Annotated in this window: 12 protein-coding genes; 4 read left to right on the top strand and 8 right to left on the bottom strand. The window is 56.4% G+C overall.

The window, feature by feature from the left end:
* Window positions 1–52 precede the first annotated feature (52 nt).
* Window positions 53–1159 carry a nickel/cobalt efflux protein RcnA gene (locus tag PGR23_RS17400; protein ID WP_289575859.1) on the bottom strand — a complete coding sequence of 369 codons (1107 nt, stop codon included), beginning with the start codon at window positions 1157–1159 and terminating at the stop codon, window positions 53–55.
* A 118-nt stretch (window positions 1160–1277) separates the two neighbouring features.
* On the opposite strand from PGR23_RS17400, the gene rcnR reads away from it, so the two are divergent.
* Complete coding sequence (gene rcnR, locus PGR23_RS17395; RefSeq protein ID WP_015369853.1) at window positions 1278–1550, top strand: Ni(II)/Co(II)-binding transcriptional repressor RcnR; 273 nt, start codon at window positions 1278–1280, stop codon at window positions 1548–1550.
* Window positions 1551–1598: 48 nt separating this feature from the next.
* Here the strand turns inward: rcnR and potE are convergent, their stop codons facing one another.
* From potE to speFL, 3 genes are all read right to left on the bottom strand, one after another.
* The gene (gene potE, locus PGR23_RS17390) at window positions 1599–2915 is read right to left on the bottom strand and encodes a putrescine-ornithine antiporter (protein ID WP_045391927.1); all 1317 of its coding nucleotides are present in this window, start codon (window positions 2913–2915) and stop codon (window positions 1599–1601) included.
* Window positions 2912–5110, bottom strand: coding sequence for an ornithine decarboxylase SpeF (speF, locus tag PGR23_RS17385; protein WP_015369855.1), 2199 nt, complete (start codon window positions 5108–5110; stop codon window positions 2912–2914). Before speF ends, potE begins: the two co-directional genes overlap by 4 nt.
* 263 nt (window positions 5111–5373) lie before the next feature.
* Window positions 5374–5478, bottom strand: coding sequence for a leader peptide SpeFL (gene speFL / locus PGR23_RS17380; RefSeq protein ID WP_006819052.1), 105 nt, complete (start codon window positions 5476–5478; stop codon window positions 5374–5376).
* Between the two features lie 548 nt (window positions 5479–6026).
* Between speFL and PGR23_RS17375 the strand changes: the two genes are divergently transcribed.
* Complete coding sequence (locus PGR23_RS17375; RefSeq protein WP_045391925.1) at window positions 6027–7577, top strand: peptide MFS transporter; 1551 nt, start codon at window positions 6027–6029, stop codon at window positions 7575–7577.
* A gap of 649 nt (window positions 7578–8226) precedes the next feature.
* On the opposite strand, the gene PGR23_RS17370 is transcribed toward PGR23_RS17375, so the two are convergent.
* From PGR23_RS17370 to PGR23_RS17355, 4 genes are read right to left on the bottom strand one after another with little or no spacing between them, the layout of a single operon-like run.
* Window positions 8227–9690, bottom strand: a complete 1464-nt coding sequence (locus PGR23_RS17370; RefSeq protein WP_396280088.1) for an MdtP family multidrug efflux transporter outer membrane subunit — start codon at window positions 9688–9690, stop codon at window positions 8227–8229.
* A gap of 5 nt (window positions 9691–9695) precedes the next feature.
* Window positions 9696–11627, bottom strand: coding sequence for an FUSC family protein (locus tag PGR23_RS17365; RefSeq protein ID WP_047078945.1), 1932 nt, complete (start codon window positions 11625–11627; stop codon window positions 9696–9698).
* Between the two features lie 9 nt (window positions 11628–11636).
* The gene (gene mdtN, locus PGR23_RS17360; protein ID WP_047078946.1) at window positions 11637–12665 is read right to left on the bottom strand and encodes a multidrug transporter subunit MdtN; all 1029 of its coding nucleotides are present in this window, start codon (window positions 12663–12665) and stop codon (window positions 11637–11639) included.
* 6 nt (window positions 12666–12671) lie between these two features.
* Window positions 12672–12944: a YtcA family lipoprotein gene (locus tag PGR23_RS17355; protein ID WP_015369860.1), complete on the bottom strand. Its 273-nt coding sequence runs from the start codon at window positions 12942–12944 to the stop codon at window positions 12672–12674.
* A 423-nt stretch (window positions 12945–13367) separates the two neighbouring features.
* Here PGR23_RS17355 and yjdI point away from each other — a divergent pair, with 423 nt between their 5' ends.
* Both yjdI and PGR23_RS17345 read left to right on the top strand, forming a co-directional pair.
* A complete protein-coding gene (gene yjdI / locus PGR23_RS17350; RefSeq protein WP_015369861.1) occupies window positions 13368–13598 on the top strand; it encodes a 4Fe-4S mono-cluster protein YjdI in 231 nt (76 codons plus the stop codon).
* Between the two features lie 11 nt (window positions 13599–13609).
* Entirely contained in the window at window positions 13610–13882 is a 273-nt protein-coding gene (locus tag PGR23_RS17345; RefSeq protein ID WP_015369862.1) for a GNAT family N-acetyltransferase, read from the top strand.
* Window positions 13883–13888: the final 6 nt, after the last annotated feature.

Raw genomic sequence — 13888 nt, 5'->3', positions numbered from 1 at the left:
CCCCAGAAATGTCAGGCCGCGCAACCTCACGCGGCGCTGAATTCATCTCAAATTAACCTCTCACGCCGAGATAGCCGTGGATCGCCATATAGATCCCCACCGCGCCGATTAGCACGCTGGAAAAGTAGGGGGCCCGGCGGGCGAGCGTGTTAAAACCACTCCAGCGTTTAGCCACCTGGCGAACGCTTACCGCCGCGCCAACGCCGACGGTGACCAGCGTCAGCGCCAGGCCGATGCTGAAAGAGAGGACCAGCGTCGCACCTAAGGTCAGGGCTTTGAGCTGGATGCAGATAAGCAGTACGGTGATCGCCGCCGGGCAGGGGATCAATCCGCCGGTCAGGCCGAACAGTAAGATCTGCCAGTTAGTGACCTCCCGGCCGTCGAAACGACGTTGAATATCGTTCGCATGGGCCCGCTCGTGGGCGTCCTGATAGGCCTGACTTCCTTCCTCAAGGCCGTCCAGTTCATGATGATGATGTTCATGAAACGCCAGATCATAATCGTGGGTATGGCGCTGGTGGCCGAGCGTCAGGCGGACGTTAAAGTCATGCGGTTCCGGGATGGTCTGCGCGGATTCTAAATAATCGCCTCTATCAACAAAGGAGAACATCTGCGCGAAGCTGCTCCCGCTGCGCCGTGTCGCCAGTGAGACATCGCCAGCCGCCCATCGGTTGCCACTTAGCGTGCGTATGCGCCAGCGCGGCGGTTGTTCTTCTTCGAAGATAGAAAGCGCGATTTGACCGTGGCCGGTGTCGACGATCTGCGTTTCATCATCATGATGATGCGTATCCCGATCCTGCATGGCCTGCAGCCAGTTACGTTCACCGCGCCAGGTGCGCCAGAACATCCATATTGCGGTACCGAGAATGATGAACGCTGAAACCAGCTGCAGCCAGGGTTCAGCCGCTTCGGCGGTGAATTTCTGGCTAAAATACATGCCGCCAAAGGCGATCAGCCAGACGATGGCGGTATGCGAAAGGGTCGCGGCGAGGCCCAGCATTACCGCCTGACGTACCGTGCCTTTAATGGCGATGATGAATGCCGCCATCATGGTCTTTGAATGGCCTGGCTCCAGGCCGTGTAGCGCGCCTAACAGAATGGCGCTGGGAATGAAAAACCAGGCATTGCCCTGCTGAAGTAACGGTAAGAATTCGTTCATAAGAAGAGAGTAGGTTGTCGTTGGTGAACGGGATTCTACTCCCCCCCAGTATAAGATACTACCCCCCAGTAGATTACAAACCTATAATTGAGGCATTGAGTTCGCTAGTGAGGTTAACGTGTCGCATACGATTCGGGATAAAAAGAAGCTGCAGGCCAGAGCCAGCAAGATTGAAGGGCAGGTCAGCGCGCTGAAAAAGATGCTGGATGAGCCGCACGAATGCGCCGCCGTGCTGCAGCAAATTGCCGCTATTCGCGGAGCGGTAAACGGACTAATGCGTGAAGTGATCAAGGGCCATCTGACGGAACATATCGTTCATGAAGGCGATGAAGTGAAACGTGAAGAAGATTTGGATGTGGTGCTGAAGGTGCTGGATTCCTATATCAAATAGCGGCCACGAAGAGTACCGGCGGCGACAGACGCGCCGCCGGCTTCAGCATTAGCTGTGTTTGTTCTTCATCTCAAAACGCGGTGATACCAGGCCGTACAGCGTCCAGCCCATAAAGGTCACGATCGCGCCGTAGAGCATCGCCTCTTCGCCAGAGGAGTACAGGGCATAGAAGCTGTACACCGCGCCGATAAAGGCTATCACGTTGGTGGAACGCGCTTTGCCGGGATCGACCTTGGCCATTTTCTGGATAATCGCCAGCGCGGCCATCGACAGAATGTACGGGATGATGTTAGTCACCACCGCCAGGTTAACCAGCACGTTGAACTGATTGCTCAACGACGGGCTAATGGTCATCAGCGACAAGCCGGTTTGCAGGATAACGATGGTTAACATCCCCTGAATCGGCGCGCCGGAAGCCGAGACGCGGGAGAAGATTTTCGGGAAGTAGCCTTCGTCAGACGATGATTTAAAGACCTGCGCGATGGTGAACTGCCAGCCGAGCAGCGAACCGCAGCAGGACATCACCATCAGCCCCATAATCACTTTCCCTACGCCAGGCGTGAACATCTGGGCAAACGCCAGGCCAAACGGCGCTGTGGAGTTAGCCAGATCCATGTTCGGCACGATCCCGGCGATGACGTTGGTCGAAACGATATAGATAACCGCCGCGCCGAGGGTACCGCCGAGTACGGCGATCGGCACGTTACGTTCCGGGTTTTCGACCACATCGGTGTTGGCGCAAGCGGATTCCAGACCGAGGAAGGCCCACAGCGTCATGGCGATTGACGAACCAACGGCGCCGAAGAACGGTACGTGGTGCGGGTTCCAGGACTCGACGTACATCGTCGGGCTAAACCAGAACCAGCCGATAACGCACAGGCCGACAACCGGAATGATGACCCCCCATACGGTGATGCTACTGATCTGGCCGGTAATGCGTGCGCCGCCGAAGTTGGCTACGGTACAGATCCACAGCACCCCGATAGTCGCCAGGCCAATCTGCACCGGCGACAGGGTGGCGCCGAACAGCTCGGTGCCGTAACCCACCGCGGAGATAGCGATGGCGACGTTGGCGATCAGCAGCGAGACGCCATAGGTATAGTTGGCCATAAAGTTGCCAGACTTGCCGAACGCGTACTCGGCGTAACCGCCCATCCCGCCTGATTTACGGCTAAACATCCCGCATTTGGCGAAGGCCCACGCCAGCGCCATCGATCCTACCGCCGTCACCAGCCAGGAGATGATGGAGATAGTCCCCACCTCCGCCAGCTTGGTGGGCAGCATGATGATACCGGAGCCCATCATGTTGACCATGGTTAAGATGGTGAGCTGTACCACTCCCATCTTGTTACTGGATTTGCTCATACAGTTTCCCCTTTCAGCAGCGCGCTTTGTTTCTCGCTTTCCGCGATGACATAGCACCAGACCTGTTTACGGCCATCGTGCTCCTGGATATAAACCCCCTGCAGTTCCGGCGCGAAGCCCGGCAGCAGGTTGATCCCTTCTTCCAGAGCGGTGAAGTACTGCAGCACCGCGCCGCCCCAGACTTCTCCCGGGACTACGCACAGCACTCCCGGCGGGTAAGGCAGGGCGCCTTCCGCGGCCACGCGGCCTTCGGCTTGCGGCAACGGCACCAGATCGACCTGGCCGCGCAGATAGGCGTAGTTAGCCTCTTGCGGGTTCATCACCACGCGCGGGAAGTGATCTTTACGGAACATCTCTTTTTGCAGCTGTTTGACGTTGTGGCGGGCATACAGGTCATGCATTTCCTGGCACAGCTGGCGCAGGGTATAACCGGCATAACGCTCTTTGTGCTGGCTGTAGATAGACGGCAGAACCTCCTGTAGCGGCGCATCGGCGTCGAGCAGCTTATCGAAGCGCGCCAGCAGGGCGACCAGCTGCTGCAGTTTGGCCATATCTTCCGCCGGGGTCAGCAGGAACAGAATGGAGTTAAGGTCGCATTTTTCCGGTACCACGCCGTTTTCACGCAGGAAGTTGGCGAGAATGGTGGCCGGTACGCCGAAGGCGTCATATTCGCCGCTGGCGGTATTGATACCCGGCGTGGTCAGCAGGAGTTTGCACGGATCGACGAAGTACTGATGCTCGGCATAACCGTCAAAGGCATGCCAGCGTTCGCCTGGACCAAACTCGAAGAAGCGCAGGTCAACGGCGATTTGCGCGGTTTCATATGACTGCCACGGTTTGCCATCGACCATTTTGGGTACGAACGGACGGATGTGTTTGCAGCTTTCAAGGATCAGCTTACGCGCCTTGATACCGTTCATGACGCAGTCCATCCACATGTTGCGGCCGCTCTCGCCTTCATGCATTTTGGCGTTGATATCCAGCGCGGCAAACAGCGGATAGAACGGGCTGGTGGAGGCGTGCATCATAAAGGCGTTATTCAGACGCTTGTGCGGAACATAGCGCTGTTGACCTTTGATATGGCTGTCTTTTTTATGGATTTGCGAGGTCTGGGAGAAACCGGCCTGCTGTTTGTGCACCGACTGGGTCACCAGAATGCCCGGATCGTTTTCATTCAGCTCCAGCAGCAGCGGCGAACAATCAGCCATCATCGGAATGAACTGTTCATAGCCGACCCACGCGGAGTCAAACAGGATGTAATCGCACAGATGACCAATTTTATCGACTACCTGACGAGCGTTATAAATGGTGCCGTCGTAGGTACCTAACTGGATCACCGCCAGGCGGAACGGACGGGCATCCTGTTTCCGATTCGGCGCCACTTCCCCAACCAGCTCGCGCAGATAGCGTTCTTCGAAACAGTGGGCGTCGATACCGCCGATAAAACCATACGGGTTACGCGCGGTTTCCAGATAGACCGGTGTCGCCCCGGCCTGCAGCAGCGCGCCGTGGTGGTTGGATTTATGGTTGTTACGGTCGAACAGTACCAGGTCGCCCGGGGTCAGCAGCGCGTTGAGCACCACTTTGTTAGAAGAGGAGGTGCCGTTGAGCACGAAGTAGGTCTTATCGGCATTAAAGACTTTTGCCGCATGCTGCTGGGCAATGCATGGCGCCCCTTCGTGGATCAGCAGGTCGCCCATGGCGACGTCGGCGTTGCACAGGTCGGAGCGGAACAGCGTCTCGCCAAAATACTCGACGAACTGATTACCGGCCGGGTGACGACGGAAGAATTCGCCGCCCTGATGCCCCGGGCAGTCAAAAGCGCTGTTGCCCTGTTTGACGTAATCGACCAGCGCGCTAAAAAATGGCGGACGCAGCTCGGTTTCATATTTATGCGCAGCGGCTTCCAGCTGGCGGCCGTAGAAGTCGTTGCGGGTTTCGTCGTGTTCAAATACCCCCTGCACCGAAGCCATATATTCGGCCGGGACAACCTCTTCTTTATTAATAGCGATAAATACCGGGATGTTATAGCCAGTGGCCTTTAACTCATCGAGTTTACCGCATTCGATATCTTCCAGAGTTAACACTACCGCGGCCACATCAATAAAGTTGGTTTCGCTAGTATTGACAATATTACGCTGGGTAGAAAAACAGTTTGGACATGTACGGCTAACGGCAATTTTTAAATCAGTCATTGTTATCTCTTTATTTTCAGATAATAGCAGGCCCTCAATTTCTCAAATGAGAAATTGATTACGCCGGACAAAAGGTAATAGTCTGCCGCTGATATAATAAATATCAGTAGAGTACCTTTTGAGATGCAATAAACCCTACCAGTCCGGTGGCTGGTAAATAGCAGGATTTATTAGGGCGAGCGCGGTTAGCTACAGGCGAGTGCCTGTATTAACAACAAAAGATGCAGGAAGACCTGTATGCTGAAGCGCCCGTAGTCGGAAGACTACCGGGCATTAAAGAAATGAAAATCGAAGCTGTTACGGTGAGCAAACATCATAATATGCGTTGTCCGCCTTATGTGTGGCATCATCCTGTTATTGTTTTCCATGATATACACCTTTCAAATGATTGACTGAAGGTATGGCATATTCTATATCCGGCTTAGACTTAATCTGTGACGCCGATCACTAATAGCCTCTCATTATGATATCAATGGCTGGTATTTTGATCTTATCCAACATTATTCACTGGTTTGTTGCCTTTGTGTAAATATATTGTGTTGCAATGTGGTTAAAAAGAATAATGACCGGTTAATCATTGCGTTATTTCAGCCATATGACGGAATTATGTCGTATACTCGGGACTTTCTGACTTCTATCCTCTTAACATTATGTTTATTAAGGATTAAGAGGTTCCTGTAGTACGAAAAAATGCTGTCAATCATTATCCCTTTGTTGCCAACATAAAATCTGGGAAAAGAGAGCCTGGTCGAGTTTTCATCTAAAAGATATCGCCCAGGGGCTAGACAAAACCACCATCTGGTTATCAAATGGTTAAATAAAATTAACGCCTGTGTGAACTATAGGCAGGTAGAAAAAATGGTCAATACGCTTTTCGGCATGACTAAGCGCTAAGATCGCCTTATTGGGAGAAGTTATGCATTCCTCTGTTAACAAAAATGAAAGCCGGACCTTCTTTGGTCACCCTTACCCTCTGGGTTCATTGTTCTTCACCGAAATGTGGGAGCGATTCTCGTTTTATGGCATTCGCCCGTTATTAATCCTGTTCATGGCGGCCACCGTCTATGACGGCGGTATGGGCTTAGCCCGTGAGAACGCGTCGGCCATCGTCGGCATCTTCGCGGGCGCCATGTACCTGGCGGCGCTGCCGGGCGGCTGGTTGGCGGACAACTGGCTCGGCCAGCAGAAAGCGGTGTGGTACGGCTCGATTCTGATCGCGCTGGGCCATCTGTCGATTGCGCTGTCAGCGTTTATGGGCAACAACCTGTTCTTTATCGGGCTGATGTTTATCGTGCTCGGTTCCGGCCTGTTTAAAACCTGTATCTCGGTGATGGTCGGTACGCTGTATAAGAAAGGCGATAGCCGTCGCGATGGCGGTTTCTCGCTGTTCTATATGGGTATCAATATGGGATCGTTTATCGCGCCGCTGATTTCCGGCTGGCTGATTAAATCCCACGGCTGGCACTGGGGCTTCGGCATCGGTGGTATCGGTATGCTGGTGGCGCTGGTGATTTTCCGCCTTTTCGCGGTCCCGGCGATGAAACGCTACGACAGCGAAGTGGGTCTCGACTCTACCTGGAATAGTCCTGTCGCGAAGAAAAACGGCGTTGGCGCCTGGCTGCTGGCGCTGGCGGTCGGCGTGGCGGTGGTGATTACGCTGATTGCTCAAGGGGTGATAGTCATTAACCCGGTGGCGGTGGCTAGCATGCTGGTGTACGTGATTGCCGCGTCGGTGGTGCTCTATTTCATCTATCTGTTTGTTTTTGCGGGTCTCAACCGTAAAGAGCGCGCGCGTCTGCTGGTCTGCTTTATTCTGCTGGTTTCCGCCGCCTTCTTCTGGTCAGCCTTCGAGCAGAAACCGACTTCGTTTAACCTGTTTGCTAACGACTACACTAACCGCATGATCGGTGATTTCGAAATCCCGGCGGTGTGGTTCCAGTCGATTAACGCCCTGTTTATCATCCTGCTGGCGCCGGTATTTAGCTGGGCGTGGCCGGCAATGGCGCGTAAAAACGTGCGTCCGAGCAGCATCACCAAGTTTGTTATCGGGATTCTGTGCGCGGCGGCGGGCTTCGGCCTGATGATGCTGGCGGCGCAGAACGTGCTGAGCAACGGCGGCGCCGGCGTATCGCCGCTGTGGCTGGTGGGCAGCATTCTGATGCTGACGCTGGGCGAACTGTGTCTGAGCCCAATCGGCCTGGCGACCATGACTCTGCTGGCGCCGGAAAGAATGCGCGGCCAGATGATGGGGCTGTGGTTCTGCGCCAGCGCGCTGGGTAACCTGGCGGCGGGCCTGATTGGTGGCCACGTGAAGGCCGACCAGCTGGATATGCTGCCGGATCTGTTTGCCCGCTGCTCGACGGCGCTGCTGATCTGCGCCGCGGTATTGTGCGTGCTGATTGTGCCGGTGCGCCGTATGCTGGAGAACAGCAAATCCGCAGAGCAAAAACCGGCGACCAATGCCTGATTGCGCAAGCGGTCAATGAAAAGCCGGCGCTGAGCGCCGGCTTTTTTATTGGCCAATCCCCAGGTAAGCCGAGGATGAAAACGGTAGATAATGTTATCGGTTTACAACTTTTTCGCTTGAGAAAAATGTTTATCGCGTGTCGCTTCAGAGGACATTGCGCTCCCGGTTGATTCTTTATGTAATATGTTTTCCGTGGCGCAGGGAGCGCACAAAGGGCGGCCAGTCGCCGCCGCCCTCTGTACTCCCGGGCTTTGGCCGCCAAAATCGCCACTTCGTGGTTCCTTCGACTTATCCCGGCAGGCTTCGGGTCGGGCCGAGGCAGCGTCCCTGCAAATCACGGCCCTCAGCCCGCATCCATGCGGGCTGCCCCGGCCTTCCGGGAACGTCTCAGCGATTTTGAGGCCACCAACACCGGCAGTTTCAGCCAGCGTGGTGAATAAATTAAAGGCAGGCCGCACAGACCGTAGGCCGGATAAGGCGCAGCCGCCATCCGGCGCAAAAGCGGCACCTAATCCGTGGATATTGCCCGGCGGCGCTGCGCTTGCGTGGGCCTATGGACCGGGTCTGTTGGCAAATTTATTGTCGCATGTAGCCCCGGTAAGCGGTAGCGCCACCGGGGATTTCCCTGCTTGCGCTACGCTTAGCAGGGCTACGGTTCTACGGAATCCACCGCCGGGCCGCGGTAATCGCCGCCGAGGGCTTTAATCAACGTGATATCGGTGCTAAGACGCTGGGCCTGGATATCCAGCAATAACAGCTGCTGGGCGATGGCCGGTCGCCGCGCTTCTTGCGCGGCATAGCGGCTTAACAGGCCGCGCTGGTGATGGGCGCTGGCGCTGCGGGTGGTGGCCATCGCCGCCGTCACCTTCAGCTCCTGCAGCGCCACCTGCTGGTTGAGATCGTTAAGCTGACTGGAGCTTATCGCCACATCCCGCACCGCATCCAGCACCGCCTGGTTGTACTGCTTAATCAGGATATTGCTCGCCGTACGTACCGACTTCAGATTGGCGTTCAGGCGTCCGCCATCGAATATCGGCAGATACAGCCCCGGCAGCAGGTTAATCTGCTGGAAGGACGACTTAAACAGATCGCCGACGCTCAGCGCGTTATATCCCCAGAAGGCTTTAATATCAAAATGCGGATAAAAGGCCGCTTTCGCCGCATCTACCTGGCTCATTGAGGCGGTCACATAACCGCGCAGGGCCTGCAGATCCGGGCGACGCGCCAGCAATTCGAAGGAGAGTGAATCCGGCAGCGTTTCCTGCAACGCCGGCAGGGCGACCGGGTGGATCTCCGGCATACTCTGCGCGTCGGCGCCAATCAGCGCCCGCAACGTTTCGCGGTACTGGGTTAGCGTGCCGCGGGCGGTAATCACCTGCTGCTGCGCGCCCAGCAGTTCCGCCTGCGCATTGGCGATATCGACGCTATCCTCCACGCCGCGCTGGGTGCGGTGTTCATGCGCCTGCACCGACAACCGGGCAATTTCTTCTAGCTGCTGCAGCAGAACTATCTTCTGGAAGGTGGCCTGCATGGCGAAGTACAGCTGCGCCACGCTGCTGGCAAGGTCCAGTTCGATACCGGCGGTTTCCGCCTGGCGAGCGTTCTTTTCGCCAATAGCTGCCGCGACGCGGGCCCGGTCGGCGCCCCATAAATCGATATTCAGCGTCGCGCCGACACCCACGGTATTGAGCGTGTACCACGGGCCGTTTTTATCCACCGGCAGAGAATAGGAGTAGGGCCAGCTAAAGGATTTATCGGTTATACGCATCCGGTTCTGCGCCGCCACGGCGGTCGCCTGCACGCCCATTGCCGACTGCGCCAGCTCGACGGTGGATTGTGACTGTGAGATGCGCAGCCGCGCCGCCTGCATGGTCGGCGAATTTTGCAGCGCGCGGTTTACCAGCATGTTGAGCTGGGGATCGTGATACCCCTCCCACCAGCGGGCCGCCGGCCAGCCGCTATTCGCCAGGTGGATCACCTGTGCCAGCTGCGCCTGTTGCGGATTAACGATCGGCACTTCGCCAGGATCGTCCTGAATCAGCGCGCATCCCGTTAACAGGCTGATGGCGAAGGCCAGCGGTGAGTAGCGCAGAAAACGTGCTGCGGCGTCCATTTTTATCATGACGGTTCTGCCTGTCGCGTAAATTCAGAAGGTTTGTCTGACCAGTCCGGCAGGGTGGTCAGTAAAGCCGCCAGCGGTTCGCCGAACGGATTAGCCGGATCGACAACCAGCGGCGCAACGGGTGTCGTCGGCTGTTGACGTTCAATATCATCGGCATACGTCTGTAACTGTTCGGCGCAGCGGCTTAAGAAGGGGTCTCCCGGCGCGGCATACAGCCGGTAGCCCTCGCTCAGGCGTACTATCTCCTGCGCCTGCTGCCAGGTGGCTTTGCTCGGCCAGGATTTCGCCTGCGGCCACGGATGCGCAAAAGTGCCCAGCGGCTCGGCGGCGACCCGATGCATCAGCGTTTCGCTGGTGGTCAGCGCCTGGAATAGCGGCACCATCTGCGGCTTATCATCTTTCGCGCGCAGGAAGTCGGCTATCTGGCGATAGAGTTGCGCCAGCCGCGATTTCAGCTGCGGCGCTTCGCTATCCGGCCACAGGTAAAGATGGACGATCGATGAGACCAGTACGCCGAGCAAAATACCGATGACCCGGTCGCGCAGTTCGGTCAGGTTGGTCAGTGGACCAAACCAGCTGAGGAAGGCCAGCGAGAAGGTAAAGCCGATTTGGATCCCGGCGTAGGCAATACGCTCTGACCCGGCGGCAATCCACGCCGAGAGCGCCATTACCGGCAGAACCATCGCCAGCAGGCCGACGATAGACTCGGTCCACGGTTGTACAAAGACGATCAACAATAGCGCCAGCAGAGTAGCGAGCAGCGCGCCGCCGATACGCAGCCAGGTTTTTTGCATCGTCGCTCCCAGCCCCGGCTGGGCGACAATCACGCAGCTCAGCATAATGGTGTGGATGCCCTGCCAGTCGGCGGCGGTATAGAAGACGTAGCACAGCAGCGTCGCCAGCAGGGTTTTCAGGGCGAAATGCAAATAAGCGGGATTGCGCCAGGCATCCGGCAGCAGCAGCGGCGACTTCTCGGCTTCGCCCTGCGGCAGGTCGATGCTTTCACCGCGCGCCAGCTTCGCCAGCACATCGGCCATCTCTTGTAAAATCAGCGTATTGGCGCCGCGATCATCAATGACCGGCGCGGAGAATGAAAACGGCGTACCCTCGTTCATCGACGGCGCCAGCGCCTGTAGCGCGGCGGCGATCTGCTGGCGCGCCGCGGCGTGGTCATCGCCCGGTTGCAGCAGCGCCGCGAGGTGATAGCAGCGCAGGGTGGCCGCCATCAGCGCCTGCCAGCGCGGCGGATCGGCGGCAATTTCCGGCGCCGCAAAGCGCGCCTGCTTAAACAATCCTTGCAACTGATTAAAACGCCCGGCGATCTCTTTGAAGGTCGGCGGCGCGGCGTTCTGCGTCAGTACGTCGGCGACCTGCCGCTGCATCACCACCAGCTGAGCGCGGAATTGATAGCCGGGAAAGGCCTGGCGAAAGCAGGCGTTGACCAGGAGCGTGACCAGCGTTGCGGTATTGATCGCCACCCAAAGCCACAGCAGCAGGCGCACCAGAACTTCACTTTGGCTGGTCATCGACGGGAAGGTCTGGGCATAAATCACCGCCAGCGCCACCACGAAAAACGCCAGCCCGAGTTTGCCCAGCACGCGCATCAGATACATCGCGCCAAAGAACAGGCATACCGAAGCGACCAGGCGAATCAGCGGGAAATCATAGGTCCACTTGATGATCAGCAGCACCAGCCCCAGCGCCACGCTGATGGTGACAAAAAACAGGACGCTGCCCAGCTTAATCATCAGGATGTTCGGCTGACTGACGTAAAACACCACGATCAGCGCCACGGCGAGAAACGGGATCTGCAGGGTCATAAACAGGGTGATCAGCACCGCGCAGCTCAGCGTCAGGCGCAGGGTATAGTTGGCCCGCCCCGGCGCGTCGGCGAGCTCCCGTTGCAGAAACAACCAGAAATTATGCATGCCGGACCCTTATTTCGCCTGCAGCACGGCGCTGGCGGAGGCGCCCATCCGGAACAGTTCCGGGTCGGGATTTTTCACCGCGATTTTGACCGGGAAGCGCTGCGACACATGTACCCAGTTGATGCTCTTCTGAATTACCGGCAGCCCGCCAATGACGCTACCGCCCTCCGGCAGTACGCCTGAACCAACGGAATCGACGACGCCGTCAAAGGGGCGGCTGTGGTTAGTCATCACCGTCACGGTTGCCGGCACGCCCGGCCGAACGTTTTGCAGATCGGTTTCGCGGAAGTTCGCAATCACATACCAGTGGTCGTTATCCAGCAGCGTGAAGACCGGTTTCAGAGCGGAAGCATATTGTCCGACGGTGGTTTTCAGGGCGATGACTACGCCGTTAAACGGCGCACGGACTTCGGTGAACTCCAGGTGCAGTTCCGCCAGGGCGATTTGCGCGACGATCCCGGCGCGCTGCGCGACCATCGCATCGACGCCGGTGACCGCGGCATCAGCCTGTTTGGCCTGCAGCAGCGTGGCTTCCAGTTCGGCGCGGGCGGCTTTTTCCGCTGTGCGCGCCTGATCGAGATCCTCCTGCGCGGCGAATCCCTGCGGCACCAGCGGTTCCAGGCGGATACGGGTCGAGGTGGTCTGTTTCACCAGCGCCTTCGCCCGCTCTACCGCGGCGCTCACCGACTGAGCGTTATACTGCTGGGCTTTAATGGTGCGCTGGGTCAGCATAATCTGCGCATCAAGCGCCGCCAGCCGTGATTTTGCATCCTCCAGCATCGCCTGATAGGGGCGCGGATCGATGCGGAACAGCAGATCGCCTTTCTGCACCCGCTGATTATCACGGATCGGCATCTCAACGATTCGCCCGCTGACTTCCGGCACTACGTCGATGGTGTCGGCGTAGACGTAGGCGTCGTTGGTTTCCGGCGAAGTCTGTAACTGCCAGATAACTACGATCAGCGCCACAATGGCGGCGAGGACGAGAGCCAACAAGGGCCATTTTTTCCGTAAAACGCTTGGGCTGGATTGAGTCATAGGTATTTAATGTGCGAAAAGAAGAAACCACAGAATAGTGGCAAATAGAAACATTAACGCCAGGTAACTTAATACCAGCGGGGAAAAGCGCGCCTGCCAGCCTTTACGGGCAATCAGGATATGGCAAGGGATCAGCAGTAATGCGCCGCCTAAAAAGCAGAAGAACCAGCCGGGGAATGCTGCGCCTAATACCGGTATGGCGGGGGATAAAGAGCAACCGGAGACCGCCAAAAGAAGTAATAACAATGCCGGGCGCGCCCGTTTTACAATTTGCTTCAAAGGAAGATACCTGAATGTTCATGCCATTGAACAATTGAGTTTATTCGTTGCAAATCAAATAAACCCTCAATACACCGCCTAAATTATAGCGCTGATGGTTTGCTTAGCCGAGTTATGGTTATCCTCTGATAATAGTTTAATTTCGCGTAGGTATTAAAAAGTCGCTTTATCATTAGCGAAATAATTGAAATAGGGCGTTTCTCATTTCTCCATAGTCAGCGGCTATGCCGCGAGCTATTCTTAGAGCCTATCCCAGTAGGCGTAATTGGCGCAGCCAGTTTGAACACGGACAGCGCGCAGAAACCGGAGCGTACACGTAGTACGTGAGGATTTTGAGCACTGCCCAGGTTCAAAATGGCAAGCAAAATAGCCCTAATGAGATAGGCTCTTAGGTAAGTACAATAAAAATACCGAGGCAATGTCATGGATAAGGAACTACTGGAAGCGGGCTACCGGGCCTATACCGGCGAGAAGATAGATGTCTATTTCAATACCGATATCTGTCAGCACTCGGGTAACTGCGTGCGCGGCAGCGCGAAGCTGTTCAATCTGAAACGTAAACCGTGGATCATCCCCGATCAGGTGGATGTGGCGACGGTGGTAAAAGTGATCGATACCTGTCCCAGCGGCGCATTGAAGTATCGCCACAAATAAGCGAGGAAATGATGGAAATTCTGGAAGGTCACAACAAGTTCTACGTTAATGACGCCGAGGGAAACCAGGTGGCGGAAATTGTCTTTGTTCCAACCGGTGAACATCTGAGCATTATTGAGCATACTGATGTCGATCCCAGCCTGAAAGGCCAGGGCGTCGGTAAACAGCTGGTCGCGAAAGTGGTCGAGAAAATGCGCCAGGAACAGCGCAAAATCATTCCGCTGTGCCCGTTTGCCAAACACGAATTCGATAACACCCGCGAGTACGACGATATTCGCGCCTGAAATACG

The organism is Klebsiella sp. 141162, from assembly GCF_050600755.1.
Lineage (GTDB): Bacteria > Pseudomonadota > Gammaproteobacteria > Enterobacterales > Enterobacteriaceae > Klebsiella > Klebsiella aerogenes.
The sequence above is the reverse complement of the archived record's forward strand: the minus strand, read 5'-3'. Positions and strand labels throughout refer to the sequence as shown.

What these genes read in the sequence shown, in the direction of transcription:
- PGR23_RS17400 (WP_289575859.1), bottom strand. Translation starts at nt 1,159, where the DNA reads ATGAACGAATTCTTACCGTTACTTCAGCAGGGCAATGCCTGGTTTTTC.
- potE (WP_045391927.1), bottom strand. Translation starts at nt 2,915, where the DNA reads ATGAGCAAATCCAGTAACAAGATGGGAGTGGTACAGCTCACCATCTTA.
- speF (WP_015369855.1), bottom strand. Translation starts at nt 5,110, where the DNA reads ATGACTGATTTAAAAATTGCCGTTAGCCGTACATGTCCAAACTGTTTT.
- speFL (WP_006819052.1), bottom strand. Translation starts at nt 5,478, where the DNA reads ATGGAAAACAATAACAGGATGATGCCACACATAAGGCGGACAACGCAT.
- PGR23_RS17375 (WP_045391925.1), top strand. Translation starts at nt 6,027, where the DNA reads ATGCATTCCTCTGTTAACAAAAATGAAAGCCGGACCTTCTTTGGTCAC.
- PGR23_RS17370 (WP_396280088.1), bottom strand. Translation starts at nt 9,690, where the DNA reads ATGGACGCCGCAGCACGTTTTCTGCGCTACTCACCGCTGGCCTTCGCC.
- PGR23_RS17365 (WP_047078945.1), bottom strand. Translation starts at nt 11,627, where the DNA reads ATGCATAATTTCTGGTTGTTTCTGCAACGGGAGCTCGCCGACGCGCCG.
- mdtN (WP_047078946.1), bottom strand. Translation starts at nt 12,665, where the DNA reads ATGACTCAATCCAGCCCAAGCGTTTTACGGAAAAAATGGCCCTTGTTG.
- yjdI (WP_015369861.1), top strand. Translation starts at nt 13,368, where the DNA reads ATGGATAAGGAACTACTGGAAGCGGGCTACCGGGCCTATACCGGCGAG.
- PGR23_RS17345 (WP_015369862.1), top strand. Translation starts at nt 13,610, where the DNA reads ATGGAAATTCTGGAAGGTCACAACAAGTTCTACGTTAATGACGCCGAG.